The sequence below is a fragment of the Paenibacillus sp. FSL W8-0186 genome (assembly GCF_037969765.1).
Taxonomy (GTDB): domain Bacteria; phylum Bacillota; class Bacilli; order Paenibacillales; family Paenibacillaceae; genus Fontibacillus; species Fontibacillus woosongensis.
Window position 1 is genome coordinate 2,127,840 of record NZ_CP150207.1, and the last position, 23,321, is coordinate 2,151,160.

Annotated in this window: 26 protein-coding genes, 2 tRNA genes and 1 other annotated feature; of the genes, 17 read left to right on the forward strand and 11 right to left on the reverse strand. The window is 48.8% G+C overall.

Annotated elements, in window-relative coordinates:
* Nucleotides 1–117: 117 nt before the first annotated feature.
* Nucleotides 118–333 carry a hypothetical protein gene (locus MKX50_RS09430; RefSeq protein ID WP_213588832.1) on the forward strand — a complete coding sequence of 72 codons (216 nt, stop codon included), beginning with the start codon at nt 118–120 and terminating at the stop codon, nt 331–333.
* A gap of 70 nt (nt 334–403) precedes the next feature.
* The gene (locus tag MKX50_RS09435) at nt 404–751 is read left to right on the forward strand and encodes a carboxymuconolactone decarboxylase family protein (RefSeq protein ID WP_213588831.1); all 348 of its coding nucleotides are present in this window, start codon (nt 404–406) and stop codon (nt 749–751) included.
* A gap of 115 nt (nt 752–866) precedes the next feature.
* Here MKX50_RS09435 and MKX50_RS09440 read toward each other — a convergent pair whose 3' ends face one another.
* Entirely contained in the window at nt 867–1,775 is a 909-nt protein-coding gene (locus MKX50_RS09440; protein ID WP_339159294.1) for a hypothetical protein, read from the reverse strand.
* A 214-nt stretch (nt 1,776–1,989) separates the two neighbouring features.
* Here MKX50_RS09440 and MKX50_RS09445 point away from each other — a divergent pair.
* From MKX50_RS09445 to MKX50_RS09455, 3 genes are all read left to right on the forward strand, one after another.
* A tRNA-Leu gene (locus tag MKX50_RS09445) sits at nt 1,990–2,073 on the forward strand.
* A gap of 173 nt (nt 2,074–2,246) precedes the next feature.
* Nucleotides 2,247–2,483, forward strand: coding sequence for a DUF3977 family protein (locus MKX50_RS09450; RefSeq protein WP_213588829.1), 237 nt, complete (start codon nt 2,247–2,249; stop codon nt 2,481–2,483).
* Nucleotides 2,484–2,599: 116 nt separating this feature from the next.
* Nucleotides 2,600–3,298 (forward strand): stalk domain-containing protein, encoded by a 699-nt coding sequence (locus MKX50_RS09455; RefSeq protein ID WP_213588828.1) that lies wholly within the window; start codon nt 2,600–2,602, stop codon nt 3,296–3,298.
* Between the two features lie 95 nt (nt 3,299–3,393).
* On the opposite strand, the gene MKX50_RS09460 is transcribed toward MKX50_RS09455, so the two are convergent.
* On the reverse strand, nt 3,394–4,434 hold the full coding sequence (locus MKX50_RS09460) for an NADH:flavin oxidoreductase (RefSeq protein WP_339159295.1): 1,041 nt from the start codon (nt 4,432–4,434) through the stop codon (nt 3,394–3,396).
* 91 nt (nt 4,435–4,525) lie between these two features.
* Nucleotides 4,526–4,747: a hypothetical protein gene (locus MKX50_RS09465; RefSeq protein WP_339159296.1), complete on the reverse strand. Its 222-nt coding sequence runs from the start codon at nt 4,745–4,747 to the stop codon at nt 4,526–4,528.
* Nucleotides 4,748–4,959: 212 nt separating this feature from the next.
* Here MKX50_RS09465 and MKX50_RS09470 point away from each other — a divergent pair, with 212 nt between their 5' ends.
* The 3 genes from MKX50_RS09470 to MKX50_RS09480 all read left to right on the forward strand — a co-directional run bounded on the left by MKX50_RS09470 (nt 4,960) and on the right by MKX50_RS09480 (nt 7,371).
* Nucleotides 4,960–5,535, forward strand: a complete 576-nt coding sequence (locus MKX50_RS09470) for an RNA polymerase sigma factor (protein WP_339159297.1) — start codon at nt 4,960–4,962, stop codon at nt 5,533–5,535.
* A complete protein-coding gene (locus MKX50_RS09475) occupies nt 5,501–6,508 on the forward strand; it encodes a DUF4367 domain-containing protein (RefSeq protein ID WP_339159299.1) in 1,008 nt (335 codons plus the stop codon). Before MKX50_RS09470 ends, MKX50_RS09475 begins: the two co-directional genes overlap by 35 nt.
* 89 nt (nt 6,509–6,597) lie before the next feature.
* Nucleotides 6,598–7,371 carry a hypothetical protein gene (locus MKX50_RS09480; RefSeq protein ID WP_339159300.1) on the forward strand — a complete coding sequence of 258 codons (774 nt, stop codon included), beginning with the start codon at nt 6,598–6,600 and terminating at the stop codon, nt 7,369–7,371.
* A 145-nt stretch (nt 7,372–7,516) separates the two neighbouring features.
* Here MKX50_RS09480 and MKX50_RS09485 read toward each other — a convergent pair whose 3' ends face one another.
* The 4 genes from MKX50_RS09485 to MKX50_RS09500 all read right to left on the reverse strand — a co-directional run bounded on the left by MKX50_RS09485 (nt 7,517) and on the right by MKX50_RS09500 (nt 10,530).
* On the reverse strand, nt 7,517–8,104 hold the full coding sequence (locus MKX50_RS09485; protein ID WP_339159301.1) for a copper amine oxidase N-terminal domain-containing protein: 588 nt from the start codon (nt 8,102–8,104) through the stop codon (nt 7,517–7,519).
* Nucleotides 8,105–8,121: 17 nt separating this feature from the next.
* Nucleotides 8,122–9,405 carry a M56 family metallopeptidase gene (locus MKX50_RS09490; RefSeq protein ID WP_339159302.1) on the reverse strand — a complete coding sequence of 428 codons (1,284 nt, stop codon included), beginning with the start codon at nt 9,403–9,405 and terminating at the stop codon, nt 8,122–8,124.
* Nucleotides 9,402–9,782 (reverse strand): BlaI/MecI/CopY family transcriptional regulator, encoded by a 381-nt coding sequence (locus MKX50_RS09495; RefSeq protein ID WP_339159303.1) that lies wholly within the window; start codon nt 9,780–9,782, stop codon nt 9,402–9,404. The genes MKX50_RS09490 and MKX50_RS09495 overlap by 4 nt, the downstream gene beginning before the upstream one ends.
* Before the next feature lie 154 nt (nt 9,783–9,936).
* The gene (locus tag MKX50_RS09500; RefSeq protein ID WP_339159305.1) at nt 9,937–10,530 is read right to left on the reverse strand and encodes a DUF4097 family beta strand repeat-containing protein; all 594 of its coding nucleotides are present in this window, start codon (nt 10,528–10,530) and stop codon (nt 9,937–9,939) included.
* A gap of 220 nt (nt 10,531–10,750) precedes the next feature.
* Here MKX50_RS09500 and MKX50_RS09505 point away from each other — a divergent pair, with 220 nt between their 5' ends.
* The 8 genes from MKX50_RS09505 (at nt 10,751) to MKX50_RS09540 (ending at nt 18,180) form a co-directional block, all read left to right on the forward strand.
* Entirely contained in the window at nt 10,751–10,900 is a 150-nt protein-coding gene (locus MKX50_RS09505; protein WP_339159307.1) for a hypothetical protein, read from the forward strand.
* 27 nt (nt 10,901–10,927) lie between these two features.
* Complete coding sequence (locus tag MKX50_RS09510; RefSeq protein ID WP_339159308.1) at nt 10,928–11,713, forward strand: MerR family transcriptional regulator; 786 nt, start codon at nt 10,928–10,930, stop codon at nt 11,711–11,713.
* On the forward strand, nt 11,710–12,369 hold the full coding sequence (locus MKX50_RS09515; protein ID WP_339159310.1) for a GAP family protein: 660 nt from the start codon (nt 11,710–11,712) through the stop codon (nt 12,367–12,369). Before MKX50_RS09510 ends, MKX50_RS09515 begins: the two co-directional genes overlap by 4 nt.
* A 96-nt stretch (nt 12,370–12,465) precedes the next feature.
* Nucleotides 12,466–12,727, forward strand: a binding site (T-box leader).
* Between the two features lie 115 nt (nt 12,728–12,842).
* Nucleotides 12,843–13,928: an aspartate-semialdehyde dehydrogenase gene (asd, locus tag MKX50_RS09520; RefSeq protein WP_213588813.1), complete on the forward strand. Its 1,086-nt coding sequence runs from the start codon at nt 12,843–12,845 to the stop codon at nt 13,926–13,928.
* Between the two features lie 353 nt (nt 13,929–14,281).
* A complete protein-coding gene (locus MKX50_RS09525) occupies nt 14,282–15,403 on the forward strand; it encodes an FAD-dependent oxidoreductase (protein ID WP_213588812.1) in 1,122 nt (373 codons plus the stop codon).
* A gap of 152 nt (nt 15,404–15,555) precedes the next feature.
* Nucleotides 15,556–16,785 carry a serine/threonine transporter SstT gene (sstT, locus tag MKX50_RS09530; RefSeq protein ID WP_339159313.1) on the forward strand — a complete coding sequence of 410 codons (1,230 nt, stop codon included), beginning with the start codon at nt 15,556–15,558 and terminating at the stop codon, nt 16,783–16,785.
* Nucleotides 16,786–16,926: 141 nt separating this feature from the next.
* A tRNA-Leu gene (locus MKX50_RS09535) sits at nt 16,927–17,013 on the forward strand.
* Nucleotides 17,014–17,289: 276 nt separating this feature from the next.
* Complete coding sequence (locus tag MKX50_RS09540) at nt 17,290–18,180, forward strand: divergent polysaccharide deacetylase family protein (RefSeq protein ID WP_244996313.1); 891 nt, start codon at nt 17,290–17,292, stop codon at nt 18,178–18,180.
* Here the strand turns inward: MKX50_RS09540 and MKX50_RS09545 are convergent.
* Nucleotides 18,167–18,850: an N-acetylmuramoyl-L-alanine amidase gene (locus MKX50_RS09545; RefSeq protein WP_339159316.1), complete on the reverse strand. Its 684-nt coding sequence runs from the start codon at nt 18,848–18,850 to the stop codon at nt 18,167–18,169. The genes MKX50_RS09540 and MKX50_RS09545 overlap by 14 nt on opposite strands.
* Before the next feature lie 159 nt (nt 18,851–19,009).
* On the opposite strand from MKX50_RS09545, the gene MKX50_RS09550 reads away from it, so the two are divergent.
* On the forward strand, nt 19,010–19,225 hold the full coding sequence (locus MKX50_RS09550; RefSeq protein ID WP_339159318.1) for a YqzE family protein: 216 nt from the start codon (nt 19,010–19,012) through the stop codon (nt 19,223–19,225).
* Nucleotides 19,226–19,304: 79 nt separating this feature from the next.
* Here the strand turns inward: MKX50_RS09550 and MKX50_RS09555 are convergent, their stop codons facing one another.
* The 3 genes from MKX50_RS09555 to MKX50_RS09565 all read right to left on the reverse strand — a co-directional run bounded on the left by MKX50_RS09555 (nt 19,305) and on the right by MKX50_RS09565 (nt 23,206).
* Nucleotides 19,305–20,369, reverse strand: a complete 1,065-nt coding sequence (locus MKX50_RS09555; RefSeq protein ID WP_339159320.1) for a hypothetical protein — start codon at nt 20,367–20,369, stop codon at nt 19,305–19,307.
* A 131-nt stretch (nt 20,370–20,500) separates the two neighbouring features.
* Entirely contained in the window at nt 20,501–21,436 is a 936-nt protein-coding gene (locus tag MKX50_RS09560) for a YqhG family protein (protein WP_213588807.1), read from the reverse strand.
* Between the two features lie 6 nt (nt 21,437–21,442).
* A complete protein-coding gene (locus MKX50_RS09565) occupies nt 21,443–23,206 on the reverse strand; it encodes an SNF2-related protein (RefSeq protein ID WP_213589436.1) in 1,764 nt (587 codons plus the stop codon).
* Nucleotides 23,207–23,321: the final 115 nt, after the last annotated feature.

A 23,321-nucleotide genomic window follows, 5' to 3' on the forward strand; every position in this document is an offset into this window, starting at 1 on the left:
TCTGCGCTGTAAGCGATGTACGATCGTGCTGTGCGGTCAGAGATTTATATTTAGACCGTAACTTCTTATAGGGCTTGTAAGGTTGTGATAAAATAAGAAGAAGGAGGTGATTGTCCCGTGATTTCGGATGAACAATTGGATGCTTACCGATTATCCGGCGAGAAAGTGCGAGTCGTGCGGGATGCCATTCCGGAGAATGACATTCGGGGCATCGTCGTGGCTTGGGACGATACGCATGTGCTGATTCGCAGACCAAACCGCAATGTCGTCAAGCTGGATCGGAGCTATATCATTCAACCTTCCCGCGAACCGCGAATTTCCCCGGAGGGATAGCATATTTTTGGCTGGACGGGACAACGTAGTAAGTGGAAACTTCACTTCACAGAGGAAAGGATGTCCGTCCATGTCGCTGGTGAGCGATAAAATAAGCGCATACAAACAGGAAATCCACCGTTTCGGCGAGATTATGCCCGGGGTGACGGAGGCATACCACGCTTTTACAGGGGAGAGCTTCGCGGATGGGGCGCTGGATGCCAAAACAAAGCAGTTAATCGCCATAGGCATCGCATTGTCCATGAACCAGGAAGTCTGCACATTCTATCATGTCAACGAGGCGCGGGCCAAGGGAGCGTCCGACGAGGAGATATTGGAGACCGTTGCCGTGGCCTCCGCCGCGCTCGCAGGCAATGCTCTGTCGCAGGGGGTCACCCGTGTGCAGCAGGCTTTGGCGGCAAAATCGGCGCTGCAATAGTGTTGATGCTAGCGGGTGTAGCGCGTATTGTAATTCAATTAGCTGTCCTTGAGGCTTTGAAGGCCCCGAGGACAGCTTTTTTTGCAGGGCAAAGCTTAGTGGAGGTCAACCTGGATCAAGAGGCGACGTCCCTATTTCCGACCCTCTGCCAATATGCCGGGGATAAGATGTGCTTGGCCTGGTATAGTACGATTGCTCCGATAACGATCGTGATAATAAAGCAGCCGCAGGCTAGCGAAGGAAGCCAGGACCATTCCCAAATCGATTTTCCAAGCGCAGTCTGCCAACCAATGAATATTACTCCAAGAAAGTAAAGGATGCCGGAAAGATGAATGACCTTTCGTCGTATTGCTATAGTAATCGTGGAATGTTCGGTTAACCAAGCAATAACCGGAAGTACCTGAAGGCCATGGAAGCCGAGACCGTGCAGCCAAATGAGATTTCCCTCAAGGCCCGTAAACCGGCTTTGATTCACGGAAATCCAGATGCCCGCGGCAAAAGAAAGCATCGTGGCCAGCAGCGCGTAACGGATCGCCAGCACGATTTCTGGACGGGTTTGTGAAGCTTTTGGGCGAAAGAAGGGGATGGAGAAGGAGATATAGATGATTACGAGCAGGATTGCAACCAGACCAAAGCCGTTGGCGACGAAATGATCAAAGAAGGAGCCATCCTCAACAAAACGCGGGTTGACGCCGCGAAAATTTTGGATAGTCTCTGCTCCATAACAATATAGTGCCAGGATAATGAAGGTCCAGCGGAAGAACGCTCGCCTTTTGGAGCTCATGCCGGAAAGAGGGCTAATCGCTGCGGTAGAAATGAGAAAAATACCTAACGCGGCATCAAAGGAAATGGCTCTGGACACATCACCGTCCGGTGATGTTGCGCCTCCATACAGCAACACCCAAATACCGCAAGCTGCTGCCAGCACAAAGCCCAGCAGACCGATCCAGACAAGCACCCGCTCTCCTTCGAATAATTTTACGGCAGTGCTTTTGTTGTAGCTGGTTAATTTTTGATTCATCATTCAACCTCCAGACCATAGTTATTCCCACTGTATAGGAAGACAAGATCAGGCTGCATCGGTCTGAGGTATTATTTGCCAATTGGTCCGGGGGATGAGGGGCGAGCTGTTAGCAGCCTGGTCAAAAAAATAAAAAAAAGGTTGTTGACTCTCTTAGCCCAGCATGATATTATATATCTTGTCGCTGCGGAAAACACTCTGCAAGACAAGACAACATGCGGTCGTGGCGGAATTGGCAGACGCGCACGGTTCAGGTCCGTGTGGGCTTACCCCCGTGGAGGTTCGAGTCCTCTCGACCGCATCAGGTTATACAGGAAGGTTTCTGATTTGCTTACTCAGCAGATTGGGAACCTTTTTTTGTTACCCGAGACAGCACTAACTTTGTACCGATAGCGGAAAGTCTTTTGCCATATGACAAATATCCCTTTTCAGGTAGCTAGGAATCATTAAATACATGATAAGAGGTGTTTCTATTTGAGGTATATAGAATTTGGAATAGGCAACAAGTGGCTCATTAGGACGGAAACAGAATTAAATGACGGCGCGGAATTTGAGGTAAAAGGAATAGTCCGACCTATACAATTCCAATCAGCATACATACGAATTTGGATAAGAAAAACGGTACTGATTATTGATTTGAAACAAGGTTTGAAAGTGACCAAAAAGAACCGAAATGAATTTAAAATCATTTTTGGTATAGTAAGCCTATAAGTATGCACTTGATTTTTTACAGAAACTTTTGTTTGATGTAATATATGGTACCAAAGCGTTCGAGAAGATGTTCATAACAAAATGTTCAGAAAAAGCATAAGAAAAGGAGAGACGTGATGAAAAAATCACTTTTATGCCTGATCGTAGTGGGAATGACTTTATCGGGTGCCGCTGGTGTGTATGCTGGAAGCAAGCTGGAGAAGATTAGCGCTTATCTGAATCATAACATTAGCTTTAAAGTAAACGGAGCCGTACAATCTTTAACAGACAGTAATGGCAAAAAGCTGGTGCCCATCACCTATCAAAATACGACGTATTTGCCTGTGCGGGCTATTTCCAACATGGCTGGAATCAATGTGGAGTTCGATGCCGCAAGCCAGCAAATTCGGCTGGAAACGAAACACGGCGAGGATCATCAGCCAGCAAGTGAATTGATAACTATCAATTATAATGAAACACAGATTAAGGCGATCAAAAAGGCTTACGCCACTTTCGAATCCTTCGAGACAGCCTATGCTCCTAAGCAAATGACCGCAAACGACAGCTACGTTAAAGCGGCAGCTACGGACGATGGAGTCCATTTGATCTTTGAGCATATGACTGTTGTTGTCTCGCCACGGGATTATTCCACCGGCTATGCATCCAAGGAGGTCAAGTTGTCCAATGGCGTCATTGCGAAATGGTATACACCTTCCGATACGCCGATGCTGGGTTTCCAACTGGATGACCGGACGGTGACGATTAGCTCCCCAGACGGTTCCCTGAGCAGCAGCCAAATCGAGCAGGTCGCTGTGAGTGTGGGTAAACTGGATTAAGGAACAACTAGTAATAAAGAAAATGCCCCCTGATGAACTTGTGATCAGGGGGCATTCTGGCGATTATATGTGAAGAGACACACTCAATAACAATCTCAATACAATTTCTTTACTTGTTCGGGATCAAAAGGAACCCAGTCGTCAATTCTGCCTTCGCGGAGCTTACTGGCCCAAGCTGGATCAGCTATTAACGACCTTCCTACGGCCACCAGGTCGAATTCTTCACGTTCAAACCTTTCGATGAGTTGGTCGATTCGGCTAAGACGGGCTCCCTTTCCTTCAGCAAAGAAACTTGTCACATCACGATCCAGACCAACTGAGCCTACGGTGATTGTCGGCTTCCCCGTCAGTTTTTTGGTCCAGCCGGCAAGGTTCAGCTGGGAGTTTTCAAATTCAGCTTCCCAGAATCGGCGAGTTGAGCAGTGGAATATGTCAACGCCTGCGTCAACCAAGGGGGCTAAGAACCTTTCCAGCTCATTTGGCGTCTTCACTAATTTGGCGGTGTAATCCGTTCCTTTCCACTGCGAGAACCGCAGCACGATCGGGAATTCGGGGCCTACAGCAAGACGGCACGCTGAGATGACCTCTGCCCCAAACCGGGTACGTTCTACAAAGTCCCCTCCGTACTGATCCCTACGTCGATTTGTTTCCTCCCAGAAAAATTGGTCTATTAAATATCCGTGTGCGCCGTGAAGTTCGATACCGTCAAACCCCAGACGCTTGGCTTCAAATGCTGCCTCAGAGAAGGCCTGGATGATGGCCTTTATCTCCGATTCGGAGTAATCATTGACGTGGCCCCGGGCCCCCATATGCCAGATCTGAGGTATAATCTCCCCGCCTGCGTTATGTACCTCAGTCACTACGTTTGCCCAGCCGTTCAAGGCATCTGCGCCAAAAAAATGCGGCACGTTGCTCTGATTGGATGAGTCGGGATGCTTAATCACTGTCCCTTCGGTAATGATAAGTCCAACGCCGTTTTCTGCTCTCCGGCGATAATAAGCAGCTACATCCGGACCCGGAACCCCACCGGGGGAAAATTGTCTTGTCATCGGTGCCATTACGATGCGATTCGATAGTGTTGTACCCCCAAAGGAAAATGGCTCAAATAACGATTGAACGGACTGCATATCATTCATACTTTTACCTCCAACAGTAATTATTAATGAAACTTTATGACTTAACCATCCGGTTCATTATTGACTATACGGTCAATAACTAAACAAAAAATTATTGCCGTATACCATATCCTTCCAATATTTTAGCGCCGATAAATAAATTTTTCAAATATGCAGCTAGTTCTCTACTGGTAAGGCGGCTGGTAATCACTTTTTGTTCCTGACCGCATCGGATGATTTCTTCAAGTATTTGTTCAACCTTGAACAACATCATCTCAACTTCTCTAGTTACCTCCTGGTCTTTGGTTCCGAATTCTAAAATGGAATTGACCATGAGGCAGCCTTGTTAAATAATTTCGCTCTCTTCAGGAAGTGAAACGCAGGCACAGGCTTTGTTTCTATAAATGAAAGGCAGACATGAGCCTTGCCGTCCGCATTGGCATTCGCAATCCGCTGGACAACCCAAGTCTCTAAACGTTATTCAGTATAAATGTCCCTTTTCCTGCTGCTTAAGTGTTATACAGTAGATAGAGAGGAGGACCGGTTATGGAGTTTGTGGAAAAATGCGTCATGGAAGTCAAATCAGGCGAAATTAATCAATATGTACATATCGTTGAAGCGTTCCAGGCACCGATTTTTCGCTATTGCAGCCGTATGCTGGGGAATCGGCAAGAAGCGGAGGATGCGGTGCAGGACATTCTGGTCAAAGGGTTCGAAAAAATTGGAATGTATGAGCCCAGCGGCAGCTTTTCATCCTGGTTGTATAAGATCGCTCATAACCATTGCCTAAATCTGCTTCGCAAGCGCAGTGTCCAGCATAAATTTCAGAGCTGGTTCCGGCAGAATACGGTTGCCGAAAGCGCGGAACAAACGATAACCAGCCGATTATTCGCAGAGCCACTCGCGTCCGCCATAACAACCTTAAGCGCGGAGGAGCGCAGTTTGCTAATATTACGGGCGCTTGAAGAGAAGTCATTTGCCGAGATTGGAGAAATTTCAGGAAAAAGCACGGAAGCGGTCAAGAAAAAATACGGCCGCTTGAAGCTGAAGCTGCAGAGGCTGATGGAGCAGAAAGGGGGAGCAGGTTATGATGCGAAAGAGCGGCACTATTCTTCAAGATGAAACGCTAAAGGAGCTTCTGACCGCAGAGGCTCAGGATACCATCGATGTACGCCTGAGCGTTATGAACCGGGTTCGGGAAATCCATGAACGGAGCAGCGGCAAAAAAACAGTTCGGCGTAAGACGGGAGCAATAGTCATGATCGCCAGCCTCATTATTGTGCTGACCTCTTTAACAGGTCTCGCGGCTTCCCGTTATGTGCAAATATTGAACCCCAAAGGCGAAGTGATTGTTGAAACCAAGGGAATTAAGGAAGATGCGTTTACTCCCCATGCCAAGACTTATCATGAAATGAGGTCTGCCTATAGAGAGCATGTCTTAGGGATGCTTAAGCCAGGTGAACTTGTGGCGTACTATGTCCATGACGATACGCTGAATGCTTACGACACCGGAAATAAGGTTCAATCCGTATATAAACCGATGGAGCACAGCAGTTATGAGGCATTTGAGAAGCAGCTTGAAATGACAAAGGGACCGCTTTTCTTGAAACCCAAATACTTGCCCCAAGGGTTCTCCTTCGAAGTGGGGAATGTATTTCCCAGTATGATGGAAGGGGAGGCCAGTCTAGAAAATCTGAAAAGGCTGGAGCCAGAATTTATCCGTATGGCTGAGACCTCCACCAGTGACTCCAAATTGTTCATCAAACCGCTGTCTTGGAATACAGCCGGCAGTGCAAATGCGAGATACGCCAATGGGGAGGATACGATCAATATCAATGCTTATGTACGGAAGAAGAGCCCATCTTCGGTAACAACGATGCATCCCGAAGGCGTGTTCGTGGAGAAGCTGACAGCAGGCGGACAAGAGATGGTTTATATGGAAGCGAAGACGGAGGAGGTAGCGGAAGCCCACTATAAGCACAAATTGGAATGGCTGGATGAGGAGGCAGAGGTCTTTTATTCCATTTACGATAACCAAAACAGTACTCTGTCCAAGTCTGAATTTGTCCGCATTGTAGAGAGCGCGTTGAAATGACTTTGTTCCGGAGTGTCCCTTTCCGGAAGGCTCAGGCGTTATACAAGTAAACAAACCATGTGCCTGTCTGGCCGAAAGGAGATTTACTCATGAACCTTACGACAAAAACGATGATCGCCACTGCAAGCATCCTGCTAGCGCTAAGCTCAGCAAGTGGAATCCCTGCGGAAGCTGCCGCAGCAAAACCGCAGTCAAAGACAAAAGCGACACCGGGCAAAAACAATCTCGAGCTGCAGAAAAAAGAGGCTATGGCCATCCATTCCAGTCCGAAGAACCCGGGTGATTTAACCGTCATGTATGACGGGACAGACAATACGCTTTCTTATAATTTTCTATCCATCAACAGCGCGAAATACGAGGATTATTTGAACTTGCTGTCCGATCACAAAGCGCCGGAACTGAAGCAGCCGGCATGGCTCCCGGAGGGATATGTTTTTCAATCCGGCGAAATTTCGCCGCCATACTTCCATTTTCTTAGTCAAGCATATCAAGATATGCTAGAGAAGTTGAAAACAGAGGCGAAAGGGAAAAAATATGTTGCGAAGAAATTAAATTGGAGTGAAGCCGGGGAAGCGGCCATTGTCTTCGCGCAAGAGAAGGACATTATCCGAATCAGCGCCAAAAGAGTGCAGCCGCTAATTACAGAAATCACGCGAGTACCAGGGAAGGGCGAGAAATTTGAAAAGCTGAGCTTGGACGGAATCCAAGCGATCTTTTCTACAGGTTCCAATGCAGTCTACTCGACCAAGCTAACCTGGGAGGATACGGAAAACCAGCTGGAATACGAGATTGCTACGTATAGGAAAAGTCCTCTGACGAAGGAAGATCTCGTAGCGATTGCGGAAAGTATTCTGCAGGAGTAGTTCGGAGGGTTCACTGCCTAGTATATTAGTAGGTTCTTTGACGAAAAATGAGATTACTGGACCATGTACTTCAGATAAAAAAATAGCCTTAGTTCAGTTCCACTGGACTAAGGCTATTTTTGTAAGAATCGTAAAACCTACTCTGTTATGATTTTTCCGTAAACTTTGCTATTCTTGTTGTGCTGTCCCAATCCACTTTAACATCAAGTATTTCAGCAAGCTGTCTGACGGGTAAGAATGTAACGCCATTTTTAACCATGGGCACGACATCATCCAAATTCACTTTTTCTCCATCAACCAGCATTTCCGATTTTCCGACCTGCATAAGGATACTTTTATGATCTTTATTTAATGTGATTTTTTTATCGTTTTGATCCCAGTGCACTTCAAAGCCGAATCCATCCGCAAGTGCTCGCAGTGGAATCATAGTCCGCCCATTCTCAATAAACGGATCTGCCCCGGTTCCGGCATAGGTATTAAGATATTTCCCATTCAAGAGAACTAATACACGATTTTTCTTAGCATCTTCACAAGAGGGAATATCTTGGCTTACTCTCTTACCATCTACCTCTATACCTATTTCAGGAGCGCTTCCGTCGCGGCTCTTATGACAAGTGAGGATTGGTTCCACATCTGACCAAAAGAAATCCTCAGCAGCATATGCTAAGTTTCCGGTCATAAGGATTACAAGTAAACTGATGGTTGTGGTAAATTTCCATTTTGTTTGTAACAAGATCATCATCTCCAGCTTTAATTCCTATTTGATTTTTGAAGCTTCAAACGATAACTCTCATTGATGGCATCCAAGTTTTGCTGCGGAAGCTCGTCGATGTATCCTTGCGGCACAGTAATTCCCTTTTCAATATGTTTTTTTATTCGATCCACAATCTCTTCAGTAGTTAACTTCTTAGGGGCATAGCTTTCTTTCGGTTTCGCGGCAACCCGATTTCCGTCTTTATCAAAAGCTTCAAGTTTTCCATCTGGATATTCAACGGTCACATTATAACCTGCAACTTGTTGATCGGTCGGGTTTTTTGAAGCAGATCCCGCCGCAAAAGCGGCAGCACCGCCTCCGCCAACCAAAGCGATAGCAGCGACAATAGACAGTGCCATTACCGGCTTGTTCATTTTTTTTACATTCATAAGATGAATAAGTCTCCTTTTCATATGCTCCTTGGGGCTGCATAGACCGCTTGTGCCAACTACATTCTTTTTCATAACGCCATATTCCAGCATAGATAACAATGTTTCACCGTAACTTCTTCTGCCCTCTATATCCATGTGCTGAACGACCTGTTCATCACAGGAGAGCTCGCAAAACATGGAAATCTGCCTGTTCAGTATGTAGGCTGCAGGATTAAACCAATGAATTGCATTTGCCGCAAAAACAATCAACTTGATAAACAAGTCGCCGCGTTTTAAGTGGACGAGTTCATGGGATAGAATCATGTCAAGCTCTTTTTGACTAAGGGAGATATCCGGCAGTACAACAATCGGATTCCAAAACCCCATAATCAATGGGGTGGTTGCATGAGGGCTTGCAATGACTTGTACAGGGCATTGTACAATATGCCGTACTTGGCTCCCTCGGAAGATGGAACGCTTAAACGCCCGGTACTTTCGGATATTTACCACGATAAAAACAGTGGCTCCAACAGTCCAAATCAGTGTTGCAATGAGCATAAATTCCTTTGTGCTGCTGAAGCGCCTCAGCTCGTCAAATCGTTGTGTAATCCAGAAGGAGACGTTGGCCGCGGTTTGCTCAATTGTTGAGACTTGGGCGTATGGCTCCGCAATCATTCCGGCAGCCTGAATATGGTTTGAACCAGAAGAGGCAGAGGGAATAAAAGAGACTAGTCTGCTCATGATCTCTGATCCGCCAAGAAGAAAAAATACGGGAATCAAGCTGGAATAATAATGCCATGTTTGGGAGAAGCATTTTTGCGTGACGGGCTTTAGACTGTACTGCAAAATCCAAAGGATTGTGCCGGCGAATGAGGCAATGAAGAGGAACGAAACGAAGCCCATCATCATTTCCTGCCATCCTTGCGGGCAAACCAATCTTTAAGCTCCGCTATATCGTCTTGACTGAGTTCTTCATCATCAACCAGAGCTGCAATAAAGTTCTTTAACTTCCCGTTGTATAAGCGGCCAAGAAAGGAGCGGGTTTCGTATTTCTTATACTCGCTCAACGTCAAAGCGGGAGCGTAATAATTCGTCTTGCCGCTCAAGGATTTAGTCAAATACCCTTTCTCGATGAGCCGATTCAGTATGGTTGACAACGTTGATGTTTTCCAGCCTTTGTGTTCGAAAATGTCCAAAAGCTGATTAACCGTTACGGTTGTTGCGGTTTCCCAGATCACCTCCATAACTTCCAATTCAGTTTCGGATAGTCTTCCTAAGTTTTTCATTGGGCGCGCACCTCAATTTTTTACTACGACAACTTGTCGTAGATCGAATATACGACAAGTTGTCGCAGGTGTCAATGTTTAAATTTCCATATGTTTCAAACTGGCGGCTTCACCCTTCTGCAGTACTTCGCTATACGAATAAACGCCTGCTGCATTATTCCTTAATGCTGATATTTCCTGAACGCGTCTCAATATACACCTCATAGGAGCCATTCCCCGTAAGTCCCTCTGTCGATTTCTGCTTGTCCTGGCGTTCGTCCCAAGGAATAGCCACGGAGCGTCGTCCACTTCCTGATTTAAGCCGCCATTTTACATTGGAATCCTTATCCCTCAGATTTAAAATTACGTTCCCGCTGTAGACGGAAACACGGATATCCTGGTTTATTTGCTGATAATCCATAGAGACATTTCCGCTTTTGCTATCAATATTTAGCTTGCTTGCCTGTAAATCGTTGATTTTTACGTTTCCTGAAGAGCCGCTTAGTAATACCTCCCCTTCAAAGTTCATGGGAACACGGATCGTTAACCATGGTTTTCTTCCAATGTTGATGATCCGTCTGATATCGCTTTTCAATTGAATTTTCAGCTCTTTGTTCTTTGGGGTCATTACTATTCCGGAATTACCGCGGTCTATCGATAAGAAAGCCTCGAGAGCCTCTACCTCGGCGGATTCGATATGAACAGGGGTACTGCCATGATCAATATACAAGCGATCTATCCCTTCCAGCTTCATGCTCTGCAGATTCATGGTTCCTTCATTTCCACAGGCCATTAGAAAAAACATACAAAACATCAGCATACAAATACAGAATTTTCTCATGTTTAACTCCTCACTTTGCTTCTATTATGAGAGAGATTATATAAGCTTACGTAACGTCAGCTTCAAGTGGTTTTTGAAAAAGGCTTGAAACTGACGTTACGTCATTTTGTATAATGTCCCTAACCACTGGGACGAAGGAGAATGTGCTGTGAACAAAGGGGATATATTGATTTATGCGTGCGTCATTATAGGAGCAGGAATTGGACTGATTCTTGATCAAGCATTTCCAGGCGCCTTGGTCGGTTTAGGCGTAGGTTATCTGATTAAGCAGACTTTGTATAAGGATAAAGAGGAATAAAGAGAATTGACCGGGAGGTGTCAGGGATTGATTCCGATTCAAAAGTTAGCAAAACAGACCGGGGTTACAGTGAGGACACTGCGTTATTATGACCAGATCGGATTATTGGCGGCTGCATCCAAAACGGAAGGAGGACATCGGCTTTATACGGAAGAGGACTTGCGCAAGCTGCAACAGATCCAATTTTTTAAAGGGATCGGGTACAGTCTGAAGGATATACAAGAAATGCTTGCTGACCCCAAATGGAATTGGTCGACCAGCCTGAAGGCCCAGCTCGCTTATATCCTGGAGGAGCAAGCCAGGCTTAGATTAATCGAGCAGGGCTTGCGCGAACTCATTGGCGGGCTCGTCGTAGAGGGAGGGGAGGATGCCCTTGCGATCCAAAAGTTCATTCAATTAGCGAGCCAGGACAGGAAAAGACGGCATTCGTTTAAAGAAAGCCTGTTTAACGATAAAGAATTGGAGCTGCTGCAGAAGGTGCCGCATATGAGGGGAGATGATCCCGACTCATTGGAATGGATAGCGCTTATAGGTCAACTTAAGCGGCATATGAAAGAAGGCGTATCGTCGCCGAAGGTGCAGAGTATCGTCAGACGCATGCTTGAAAAACAAGAGGAGAATTTCTCGGGCGAGGAGGAGTTTATCCAAAAATTATGGGACGTAAGGATGTCACCGTCTCAATCGGAGGAGCTTGGGTTTTATCCAATTGATCGGGAAGTACTTGAATTTATGGAGCAAGCCTATGAATACTACATGTCATTGCTGAAGGAAAGGCTGGCTCCTCACCAAGAGCAGGGAGAGGAAGAAATGTGAGTATAGAGCTGCTGCTTTCGATAGGCGGACTGGCCCTGCTGGATACATTAAGTCCAGCCACTATAGGGGTTACCGTATATTTGCTGTTAACGGAAACCAAGAGCCTTGCTTCAAGGCTGCTGATTTATTTGCTGACGGTCGCCGGCTTTTATTTTTCGGTGGGCGTTATGCTCATGCTGGGCATGGGGGTGCTGCTGGATTCGGTGGCTTCACTATTCCAGAGCAGGGCGGTAAGCTGGGTGATCTTCATCATGGGGGTAGGCTTATTTATAGCCAGTTTTTATTCTCCGCAAAAAGGTAACACGGAATTGCCCCGTCCGAAGTCCAAAAGCCGATTCTTCTCGATGGTTGCGTTGGGATTTACAACAGCATTGATTGAGGTGGGCACGGCATTTCCTTATTTTGCCGCAATTGGTCTGATGACGACGGCAGATCTGACCCCTTATCAGTGGCTGCCGGTGATGTCCGGTTATAATTTGATTATGGTTCTGCCTTCGTTGATCCTATTCATGTTGTATTTGCTATTCGGGCGGATGATGCAGAGGCCGCTGGAACGGCTTCAGATGAGCATCGCCAAACAATCCGGCTCGGTCCTGTCCTGGGTGCTGTGTATTGTGGGACTTATTCTGATTGCAAATAGCTTGGATTATTTATAGTGGATGCTATTTTTAAAATTATTTTAGTACGAAACAGCCTAATTTTCATAAATGGGTTTACGTTCGGTCAGTTATTTGGTAATATAATCGCAATATTTAAATGCGATGATGAGAAGAGTAGATAAATGAAATCTTTTACAGAGAGCTCCGTTCGCTGAAAAGGAGCAAAGCATTTCTTTATTGAAAAAAGACTCTGAGCAGCACATCGGAACGACGATCGTCAGGATGGTGTGCCAGGAGCTCCTGTTATAGAGCTAGAGTATAAGCGGCAATGGCATGCTGTACTTGAAAAGGTTAATATGGCGACATATTAACAAAACTGGGGTGGTACCGCGGGTATACAAATCTCGCCCCCAAGACGGATCGAGAAGTCTTGGGGGTGGGATTTTTTTTAATTCATGGAAGTAATGGGGCAGGATCGCTCGAGGTACAGACAAAACAGACTAAACAAACTTGGAAAGGAAAGATATCACATGGGAGAAAAATTAAAGGTAGGTATTGTTGGCGGTACGGGGATGGTCGGGCAGCGGTTTGTTCAGCTGCTGGATGGGCATCCTTGGTTTACAGTGACGGCTATCGCAGCCAGCGCAAATTCCGCAGGCAAAACTTATGAAGAATCCGTGCAGGGCAGATGGAAGCTGTCCACGCCAATTCCGGAAGGCGTAAAAAATATCGTCGTTCAGGATGCAGCGAAAGTAGAAGAGGTTACTTCTGGGGTCGATTTTGTATTTTGCGCGGTGGATATGAAGAAGGAAGAGATTCAAGCTTTGGAAGAGGCTTATGCGAAGACGGGAACCCCTGTCATTTCCAATAACTCGGCTCACCGCTGGACACCTGACGTGCCGATGGTCATTCCTGAAGTGAATCCGCAGCATCTTGAAGTCATTGCTGCACAGCGCAAACGGCTTGGAACGGAAACCGGGTTTATCGCCGTTAAGCCGAATTGCTCCATCCAGAGTTATGTGCCTGCTCTGCATGCCCTGCTGGATTTTGAACCGACAACTGTGGTCGCGTCGACGTATCAGGCCATTTCTGGAGCCGGTAAAAACTTTGCCGATTGGCCGGAAATGCTGGACAACGTCATTCCTTATATCGGCGGAGAAGAAGAAAAGAGCGAGCAGGAGCCGCTGCGCATCTGGGGCCGCGTTGACGATGGCCAAATCGTTAAAGCCAGCGCTCCCCTGATCACGACGCAATGTATCCGTGTGCCCGTAACGGACGGACATTTGGCAACGGTGTTTGTATCATTCAAAAACAAGCCTTCCAAAGAGGAGATCATTGCGCGCTGGCAGCAATACCAAGGTAGAGCGCAGGAGCTTGAATTGCCAAGCGCACCGAAGCAGTTCATCACTTATTTTGAAGAAGAAAACAGACCGCAAACCGGACTCGACCGCGACATCGAGCAGGGCATGGGCGTTTCAACGGGCAGATTGCGCGAGGATTCGCTGTACGATTATAAATTCGTAGGCCTGTCGCACAATACTTTGCGCGGAGCGGCCGGGGGCGCCGTACTGATCGCCGAGCTGCTGAAAGCGGAAGGTTATATTCAACCGAAGTAATTAATTGCCTGTCCTTTTGGGAAAATGGGCCCACCTGAGCTTCGGTGAAGCGTAGAGGTACCGCGAAACGCAGTGGTTAAGGGAAAAATAGGGGTTACCACGAATTGTAGTGGTTAACGTAGTGATTGCCCCCTAGATGGATTGGTTGTATTTAAAACCACGTTCGCCTTTTGAATATACAATTAGCTGGATTTCATGTCATTAAACTGAGGCTTCTAGGCTAACAAAGCTGAAAACCAAGTTTTAGATACATGAAATCCAGCTTTTTTCGTGATTTGCCTCAATTGAGCTAGAATAGATACTAGAAATACATCTAGATTACACATTTACCTCAAACAAAAGGAAGTTGTTGCATGCAAAAGTTTATCGTGATCGGCGGGGGGATTTTAGGCGCTTCTACGGCGTATCAATTGGCTAAAAGCGGAGCAGAGGTGACCATTGTCGACCGGAAAGATCTGGGGCAGGCAACGGACGCCGCAGCGGGCATCATTTGCCCGTGGATTTCCCAGAGGCGCAACCAGGCCTGGTATAAATTAGCCAGGGAAGGGGCACGTTTCTATCCGGCTCTGATTGAGGAGCTGGAAAGAGACGGAGAGACCGAAACCGGCTATGCGCGTGTCGGGGCGCTTCGCATCCATAAGGAACAGGACAAGCTGGTTGAACTGCAAAAACGTGCTGAGCTTCGCAAGCATGATGCCCCGGAGATGGGCGACATTACGCTGCTCACCCCTAGCGAGGTGAAGCGTTTATTTGCGCCGCTCGCCGATGACTATGCCGCGCTGCATATCAGTGGGGCCGCCCGCGTCGATGGACGCGCGCTCCGGGATGCGCTGCTCCGCGCTGCGATCAGAAAGGGCGCCGTACTGCTGAACGGGGAAGCCGAGCTTTGCTTTGCCGGGGGCTTGGTTACAGGAGTACGAATCCAGGATGAGCTGATCCATGCCGACGCCGTCGTCGTATGTGCTGGCGCGTGGATTAATCCGCTGCTCGAACCGTTAGGCGTAGAATTCAAAGCGACCTTCCAAAAAGCGCAGATCGTCCACTTGGCATATCCGGATATGGATACGGGCAGCTGGCCGGTTGTCATGCCGCCCGGAGATCAGTATATCCTGGCCTTTGACGATAACCGGATTGTAATCGGTGCAACCCATGAAAACGACCCGCAAGGTTTCGACACCCGCATTACGGCAGGTGGTCTGCAAGAGGTGTTCAGTAAAGCGCTGGCGCATGCGCCGGGGTTGGCCAACAGCACTTATATGGAGGCAAGAGTCGGTTTTCGTCCATTCACTCCGGGGTTTCTGCCAGTAATTGGTGCTTTGCCCGGCTGGCGCGGCATCTTCGTGGCCAACGGCTTGGGGGCATCGGGCTTAACGATGGGGCCCTACATCGGATACCAGCTAGCCAAGCTGGTTCTCGGGCTGGACATCGATATTTCCCTGGAGGATTACAAGGTAGAAGGAGCCATTGGCCAATAACCCGCTTTGATATATATGAACGATATCGCACAATTATTTCCATGCATTCACAGACGTCCATAGGCGTGGTACACTAGCGCTAGCGCTATGCCTCGTTAAAGCGCCGATGGGCGCTAATTATATTCTCATCATGCATACCCGGAGGAATAACAATGAAGACACTTATGCTCAGGTGGAATAGACTGAGTCTCGTAAAACGAATCTTTTTGGGAATTATACTCGGGGTTATTTTGGCCTTATCCGTTCCTAAGGCTGCAGGAATCGCTATGTTTGGTTCCTTGTTTATTTCCGCGCTAAAGGCGGTTGCACCCATATTGGTGCTGCTTCTGGTTATGTCTGCGATAGCCAATCATCAAAAAGGTCGCCAGACGAACATGAAGAAGATTATCGCTCTATATGGTTTAAGTACTTTTTTGGCAGGGGTTACCGCTGTCGGGGCAAGTTTTATTTTTCCGGTAAAGCTGTCTCTAGTAACGGATGCGGTAGAGCTGACTCCCCCCGGAGGTATTGTTGAAGTACTGAACAATTTGCTCTTTCAGATTGTAGACAACCCGGTCAATGCTCTGATGAGCGCTAACTATATCGGTATTCTAGCTTGGGCGATCCTGCTTGGGGCCGCTTTAAAAGGGGCCAATGATCACACGAAAAGCATGCTCACGCATTTATCGGATGCCGTAACGCAAATCGTCAGATGGGTTATCCAATTTGCGCCGCTTGGGATCATGGGCCTTGTGTTTGAATCCATTACAACCAGCGGGCTTTCGTCCTTGCTTAGTTATGGGAAATTACTGCTCGTGCTTATAGGATGTATGCTCTTTGTAGCGCTTGTCGTTAATCCATTGATCGTATATGTGAACACGCGTGAAAATCCCTATCCTCTCGTGTTGAGCTGTCTGAAGGAAAGCGGGATAACGGCATTTTTCACCCGGAGTTCTGCGGCCAACATTCCGATTAATATGCGATTATGTGAAAAATTAAAGCTGGATCCAGACACATATTCGGTGTCCATCCCATTAGGGGCTACGATTAATATGGCGGGGGCGGCAGTTACAATTTCCGTCTTAACGCTAGCGGCCGTCCATACGCTTGGCATTCCTGTAGACTTTAGCACAGCGCTGATTCTCAGCGTCCTGTCCGCCGTATCCGCTGCAGGGGCTTCGGGCGTTGCCGGCGGGTCGCTGCTGCTTATTCCTTTGGCCTGCAGCCTGTTCGGCATATCCAATGACATCGCTATGCAGGTCGTGGGCGTAGGCTTCATCATCGGAGTTTTGCAGGATTCCTTTGAGACGGCGTTGAATTCATCCTCTGACGTACTATTTACGGCTACGGCCGAATATGCCAAAAAACGAAAAGAAGCGAATAGTGCTAGTATTAGTGCCTAGAATAAAAGCAGGGGCGGATGTGCCCCTGCTTTTTTGTTGCAGAAATTAGGGGATGCCAAAATAATAATTGACTCGAGTTCAGTAACATGGTAACATTTATTTTGTTGCTCGGGAGATTGGCTCCCGCGGTGACTATCTTAAGCGGTCGTGGCGGAATTGGCAGACGCGCACGGTTCAGGTCCGTGTGGGCTTACCCCCGTGGAGGTTCGAGTCCTCTCGACCGCACCAACCTAACAATGAACAAGCTCTTGATTTTCCTCTGTGGAGAATCAGGAGCTTTTTTGTATATTTGGGATTTGCAAAGATCCGTTCGCAGTTCCCTGTTTTTGCCGATTGCCTTCGAACTGCTAGCCTCTGAATATTAGCTTCATCATGGATGCAACGATTTGCCAGCAGAGAAACAATATGCATGCGGCGAATAATCGGGACAAGGACAGTCATAATAGGAAAGACGTTAAGGAAACGGAGCGATCACGGCAAGTGAAAATGCTAAGGAGGGTGAACATGGATCGAAATACGGCAAATTGGCGGGTTTTCGGGAAAATATGTTGTTGTTTGTTGCTAAGCTTAAGTTCCCTCAATATGTTGCCTGGGCTTGCAGCGGCGGGGCAGATCGCATCAATTTCCAAGCCTGCGGCTCAGCTTATAAAGGATGAGGGCAGACAATCGGCAAAAGGTAAAAAGCTGGCGGTCATTATCGACGATCTGGGCAACGGAATGCAGGGTACAGAGGAAATAATGGCCCTGCCAGTCAAGGTAACCGTAGCAGTTATGCCTTTCCTGCCAACGACGGAAGCGGATGCGCGAAAGGCTCACGAAGTCGGGCATGATGTGCTGATTCACCTTCCATTGGAGCCGAAGCAGGGACCAACGAGATGGCTGGGCCCCGGAGCGATTCTCACTAAAATGAGCGACGAGGAAGTACGGAAGAAGGTGGAAGCCGCCATCGACAACGTTCCTTATGCGATCGGAATCAACAATCATATGGGATCTAAAGTAACCGGGGATGAGCGTGTAATGTCCATCATCCTGGATGTATGCCGCGAGCGGGGGTTATTTTTCGTCGATAGCCGTACGAATTATCGATCCATCATTTTTAAGTTATGCAAGCAGAAAGGCATGCCGCAAATCAAGAACGATATTTTTCTCGATGATGTGCATACAGAGGCTCATATTTCCCGGCAGATGGACAAAGTCGCAGAGCAGGTGCATGCCGAAGGAAAATGCGTAACGATCGGCCATGTAGGAACCAAAGGAAGGAAGACGGCCGCGGTGATCAAAAAATATATTCCCAAGCTTCAAGGGCAGGGCATTGAATTCGTAGGTATTTCGGAAATGGCCCGCGATGCAAAAACTCCCGGACAATGGCCGGGAGGCGGGATCATATTGCCGTAAAATATTGGACGATTCCGCCATAAATGGCTTCGGCAATTTTCTGTTGACCGCGTTTGCTGATAAGCATGGCGCGGTCTTCGGCGTTGCTCAGAAAGCCAGTTTCCACGATGACGGCGGGGCAATCCACATGATTCAGCAGATAAAAAGGCTTGCCGACTTGAGGTAAGGATGAAGCGGCATACAGGCTGTCCAGGGAGTTCTGGATTGAGAATGCCAGTATGGCACTGCGGCCTTCGTTCTGGTGAAGTACAATGGGACCGCGTTTTGCTCTGTTTCTGCCCCAGTTTACGTGAAGGCTGACGACGATTTCCGACGGAAGCTCTTCGCTTAACTGCTTGCGCTGGGCCAAATCACGAATGTGACGCGAACGATTTCGCAGCCAGCGGTTATCGTCGCTTAACGCATAATCGCCAGTCCTATTTAGAATCGCTCGATATCCATGGCTGCGAAGTATGACATAAAGGCGGCGGCCAATTTCTAAATTGATGTCCTTCTCCAGGATGTCGCCATATGAAGTGCCGCCGTCGATTCCGCCATGTCCTGCATCGATGAGAATGACGGGCTGGGGAAAAGCGTACCGGAAGGTATGATCCCCGGCGATTACGCTTGTGCCGCACATACTGCTGAAAGCAAAAATTATAGCTAGCATAGAAAGGCATTTGCGTCTCATGGATTCACCTCCACCGGGATGTTTGTAACTTAGAATGAGCCATAATATGAAAAAACATGCATTTCGTGGTGGAGAAGGTTTATGGTGACGATAAACGGTGCAGAATAATCGTAAAAAAGAAATATGCTGACGATTCACATAACAAAGGAGAGCTGCAACATGGCTAAGGGCGACGAACTGGTCAAGTACATTACCGAACGAGTCGTAAATTATATAGAGACACCGAAGGATGTCCGGCGCAGTCAGGTCAAGGGGAAGGAGCCTTGGAGCCGCAGGTGGTTCGGGATGATTCCATTCAGTCTTGGCATGTGGTGGGGACAGACGGCACATATCGGCAGAAAAGGGAAAAGCGTGCGAACCCGTAATAAAAGTTGAAAAAGCCTGGAGCTTAAGCGAATGAAGCTAAGTTCCAGGCTTTATTTTACTGAGCTACTGTTTAGCGGTTCTGCAGTTTTTACTGGCCAGTGCTGTTGTAAAATTGCCCTGTTCTCGCTAGTTCATCGAAAGCAATAAAGCGGGGGGAGGCGGCCGAGCCGGTCATGACATATACGTGTTCAATAGTTGCGGTATCGTCTCCTTGTTCCCAGGTCTGATAGCCATAAACGGGCAATGGCAGAGTATAATTGCGGTCTTCGCTGCGGGCTGCGAAGATGAGAGCTTTGTGCTGGCGGAGTTCCTGGGTTAAGGAGGAAGCTGTAAGCTTAAGCTGGTCGCTTGCCAGCCATAGCAGATTGTCGTTCGGGTCAAAGCTGTCAGCCGTTTTTGTCGGCCGGTCAGGAATGGCTGCCGCAGATCCGCTGGCAACGGTGGCCGAGGACAGCTGGGGCGGCGAGGCCAGCAGCCTCCGCCATATGGATTCATTATCCGGCAGCGGATCAGCGTTACGGGCATCCCGGTACTGCAAGGGCAGCGAATCGCCACGGTCTGCTGCTTGTACTTGCAGGCCCGCGGCCTGGCCCGCCCTGTCGACGATGCGCCATTCGGCGAGCGTTGGCCCGGCGTAGAGCTGTTCGACCTGGAGCGCTGCTGAATGCGGCGGGAGCGAGGCGGAGTGAGCGGACACGCCGCTCTCTGCTGCCAGTGCCCGCTGCAGTGCTACCGTGTCGAATAGCGGCTCCGGCCCGGCGCCGTATTCAATCAGGGCGTAGCCGCCCGATGGCTTGGCGCCGAGGATGAGATAGCCTATGGGCTTGCCATCCTGGGTTAGCGTCACAAGCCACGCGTGCATGCCAGGCCCCAGAGGCTGGAATTCCGGGCGGGCTTCCTTCCACGCTGTGAACGGCTTGCTCGCGGAGAGCTTGCCGATCAATTGCTCGGCGAAACGGACGGCCTCCTCTGGAGCCGGTGCTGTCTGAGCAATGACAAACGAGTCCGGCGGAATGAGCAAGCCCTCCTGAGCGTGGGCTTGTACATGCTGCAGGTTTGGCAAGGGAGCAGCAAGGATAGTCAGGCCCAGCAGCAAAACCAGGCTTATTTTATAAGGAAAGCGGAACATGGACAAGCGATCACCAGCTTTCATATAATTTACACTTTTGACTTGCCTCTATCTTAAAAGAGCGCCGCCAAGAAGGCTGTCTCAACCTGTCGCGGGGGCTTGGCCGAGACGGCTTCTATTTTTGCGGTCTTTTAGCGAGAAGGGTCAATTATTCGTCATCGCCGCAGACGCAAATGGAAGATGCCGCAGTTTATTGCGGATACGACAATCCTCGGCTCGTACTGCCAGCGGATTTCACCACGGCGCGATTCGTATTGCTCCTGAACTAGCTTCTTCTTCTCCTCGTCCGGATCGCGAAGCAGGTCCGTATAGTAGCTGTCGATGAGCAGCAGCTCCTCCTGAAGCCGCTCGTTGGCTTCTTCGGCCCAGGTCTGGTCATAAGCCTCGATTTCTGACCGGATGATTTGCTCGAGCATATCGCGGCCCTCTGTTAAGGATAGCCTAGTTGGCTCGATATGGACGTTCTCTGGTACCCGGGGGACGAGGGAGAGGGACTGCAGCCTGGAGCTGAAGGAGCTGTCGATGTGCCCGGTCAGCAGGGAAATGCCCAGCGTGCGGATCTCTTCTCTCTTCATATCACAGCAAAACTCGATTTTGAAATTGACTCCAAGCCACGGCTCGTAAGCCGCAGGCAGTAGGGTCATCCGCTGTTTTGGCGAGGCGCTCTCGAACAGGTAGACGCAGCGGCCCCGCCGAAGCGCGGCGTCGAATATTTGCTTCAGGCGCGGGCTGCCGAAGGCCAGATCCTCGCGCTGAATCCGTGCCGGGCCAAGCACAGGCAGAGGGCGGATGGCTCCGTAATGGCGTCCGAGGAGTTGATCTTCCTGCGGCTTGGGCGCATCCTGCTCCGCTGCGGCTAATTCGGCATCATGGCGCTCTGCATCAAAGACGAATTTGAAGGACATCGTCTGCGGTTCGGCTCCCGTACGTTCGATGAAGCTCCAGTAGTAAGGGCGGTTGGTCAAGTCCTTGTCTGCTTGAAGAGACAGTTTGACGGTTACGTGATGCGGCGATTTCTCCATGATCTGGCACTCGGTAATGTCGAGGTAAGCCAGCACATACTGCTGGATTTGCTCCATGGTCATGGTCATTGTTCATCAGCCTCCCATGAGTTCTGTAAGATTGGCGCCTGAAGAATCGTCCGCAGGATTCTTGCCAAGTTCATCCTTGATTTGATGCAGGGAATTGCCCAGGGAAGCAACGCGGCTGGCAATTTCCTCGTCGTTTTGCGATTCCAGCAAAATTTTGTAGATGCTCTTCTCCAAGGAATGCTCCTTCTCGAAACGCTCCAAAATGACATCAAGACTGCCGATGACCATTTCGAACATATTGATTTTCTCGTGCAGCAGGTTAAGAATATGCTCTTCAATTGTGCCTTTGGTCGATAGATTGTATATTTTTACATCGTTTTTCTGGCCCAGACGATGCACCCTGCCGATCCGCTGCTCGACCCGCATCGGATTCCAAGGCAAATCAAAATTAATCATCTGATGGCAGAACTGCAGATTGATCCCCTCGCCGCCGGCTTCGGTAGCGATCATCACCTGGGCCCGGCCGCGGAACAGGTCCATCATCCAGTCCTTCTTGCCGCGGTTCATGCCGCCCCGGTAGGGCACGGCCGTCATATTGCGCTCGCGGAAATATTTCAGCAGATATTCCTGGGTCGCCCGATATTCGGTAAACAGGATGACTTTGTCATTCATTTCCCGGATCAGCTCCATCGCCTTCTCAGCCTTGCTATTCGCCTGGATCGTCTTGATGATGCCGACCAAATCCCAAATGCGGTCGCGAAGCGGGGAATCGGGGGCAAGTTTCTTCGATAAATTGACAAGCGTAACGAATACGGCGTCCCGGCTGCTGCACACCTCCCTCTGCAACGTGACGAGCGAGAGCATGCTGCTCAGGTCTCCACCCGCTGCATGATATTGGTCTTTGACAAAGGAAGTAACGCCATCGTATAATTGCTTCTCCTCAGGCGAGAGCTCGACGTGAATGTTGCGGACGATCCGCTTTGTGAACTCTAGGTCGCCGTCGCTGCGGCGGTTGCGGATCATCACCTTGGAGAGCTCTTCCTTGAGCTTCTCCTCATTTTTGGGGATCCGCTTATCGACGACGAAGTTGGCGGCAAAATCGCCTTGCCCGCCGAGCTGGCCCGGCTTGAGCAGATTGATCAGATTGAACAGCTCGCTGAGGTCATTCTGAACCGGCGTGGCGGTGAGCAGAAGACAGTATTTTTTGCGCAGTTGGATCATGAATTGGTAGTTGGTCGTTTTTTTATTTTTCAGCTTGTGCGCTTCGTCGACGATGACCATATCGTATTCGTTGTTCAGCAGAATTTCCTTATGCGGATCGCGCTTAGCCGTATCCATGGAGGCCACGACGATATCGTTATCCCAGGAATGCTGTTTTTTCTGAGCTATGGCGGGGATGGCGAATTTCTGGTTAAGCTCGCGCACCCATTGCAGCACCAAAGAGGCCGGAACTAGGATTAGCACTTTGCGGACCAGTCCGCGAATCATATACTCTTTGAGAATCAGCCCGGCTTCGATCGTCTTGCCAAGTCCCACTTCATCGGCCAAGATCGCCCGGCCGCGCATTTCGAACAGCACCTTGCGGGCGGTCTCTGTCTGATGCGGGAGCGGCTTTACTCCGTGGATGTGAGAGAGGCAGAGAATCTCTTCAAAGCTCGATACGAGGGAGGCGTTCTCTGCCTCCATGGCGAGGTTAAACAGCTTCCAGTCGTCCCAAGGCCCGCCTTTGTCCAGGCGGCAGTTCAAATCCTCGTACCAGGAGCGGTTGAATTCGATGGGGGGACCGGCCTGCAAGGAAGAATGCAGGGAATTTGGAGGGTGCGGATTCATCATGTAAACCTCCCTTTTCTGTCATCTTCTAAATTTCGTGTAGATGTAGTATGGACGAATAAGTAGAAATTCATAACTTCGAGAGTGGTTGTGTATCTTGGCATTCTGTCGGAAA

Bases quoted from the DNA above. Each gene is read 5' to 3' on its own strand.
- MKX50_RS09435 (WP_213588831.1), top strand. From the start codon at position 404: ATGTCGCTGGTGAGCGATAAAATAAGCGCATACAAACAGGAAATCCAC.
- MKX50_RS09440 (WP_339159294.1), bottom strand. From the start codon at position 1,775: ATGATGAATCAAAAATTAACCAGCTACAACAAAAGCACTGCCGTAAAA.
- MKX50_RS09455 (WP_213588828.1), top strand. From the start codon at position 2,600: ATGAAAAAATCACTTTTATGCCTGATCGTAGTGGGAATGACTTTATCG.
- MKX50_RS09460 (WP_339159295.1), bottom strand. From the start codon at position 4,434: ATGAATGATATGCAGTCCGTTCAATCGTTATTTGAGCCATTTTCCTTT.
- MKX50_RS09465 (WP_339159296.1), bottom strand. From the start codon at position 4,747: ATGGTCAATTCCATTTTAGAATTCGGAACCAAAGACCAGGAGGTAACT.
- MKX50_RS09470 (WP_339159297.1), top strand. From the start codon at position 4,960: ATGGAGTTTGTGGAAAAATGCGTCATGGAAGTCAAATCAGGCGAAATT.
- MKX50_RS09475 (WP_339159299.1), top strand. From the start codon at position 5,501: ATGATGCGAAAGAGCGGCACTATTCTTCAAGATGAAACGCTAAAGGAG.
- MKX50_RS09480 (WP_339159300.1), top strand. From the start codon at position 6,598: ATGAACCTTACGACAAAAACGATGATCGCCACTGCAAGCATCCTGCTA.
- MKX50_RS09490 (WP_339159302.1), bottom strand. From the start codon at position 9,405: ATGATGATGGGCTTCGTTTCGTTCCTCTTCATTGCCTCATTCGCCGGC.
- MKX50_RS09495 (WP_339159303.1), bottom strand. From the start codon at position 9,782: ATGAAAAACTTAGGAAGACTATCCGAAACTGAATTGGAAGTTATGGAG.
- MKX50_RS09500 (WP_339159305.1), bottom strand. From the start codon at position 10,530: ATGAATCTGCAGAGCATGAAGCTGGAAGGGATAGATCGCTTGTATATT.
- asd (WP_213588813.1), top strand. From the start codon at position 12,843: ATGGGAGAAAAATTAAAGGTAGGTATTGTTGGCGGTACGGGGATGGTC.
- MKX50_RS09525 (WP_213588812.1), top strand. From the start codon at position 14,282: ATGCAAAAGTTTATCGTGATCGGCGGGGGGATTTTAGGCGCTTCTACG.
- sstT (WP_339159313.1), top strand. From the start codon at position 15,556: ATGAAGACACTTATGCTCAGGTGGAATAGACTGAGTCTCGTAAAACGA.
- MKX50_RS09540 (WP_244996313.1), top strand. From the start codon at position 17,290: ATGGATCGAAATACGGCAAATTGGCGGGTTTTCGGGAAAATATGTTGT.
- MKX50_RS09545 (WP_339159316.1), bottom strand. From the start codon at position 18,850: ATGAGACGCAAATGCCTTTCTATGCTAGCTATAATTTTTGCTTTCAGC.
- MKX50_RS09550 (WP_339159318.1), top strand. From the start codon at position 19,010: ATGGCTAAGGGCGACGAACTGGTCAAGTACATTACCGAACGAGTCGTA.
- MKX50_RS09555 (WP_339159320.1), bottom strand. From the start codon at position 20,369: ATGAAAGCTGGTGATCGCTTGTCCATGTTCCGCTTTCCTTATAAAATA.
- MKX50_RS09560 (WP_213588807.1), bottom strand. From the start codon at position 21,436: ATGACCATGACCATGGAGCAAATCCAGCAGTATGTGCTGGCTTACCTC.
- MKX50_RS09565 (WP_213589436.1), bottom strand. From the start codon at position 23,206: ATGAATCCGCACCCTCCAAATTCCCTGCATTCTTCCTTGCAGGCCGGT.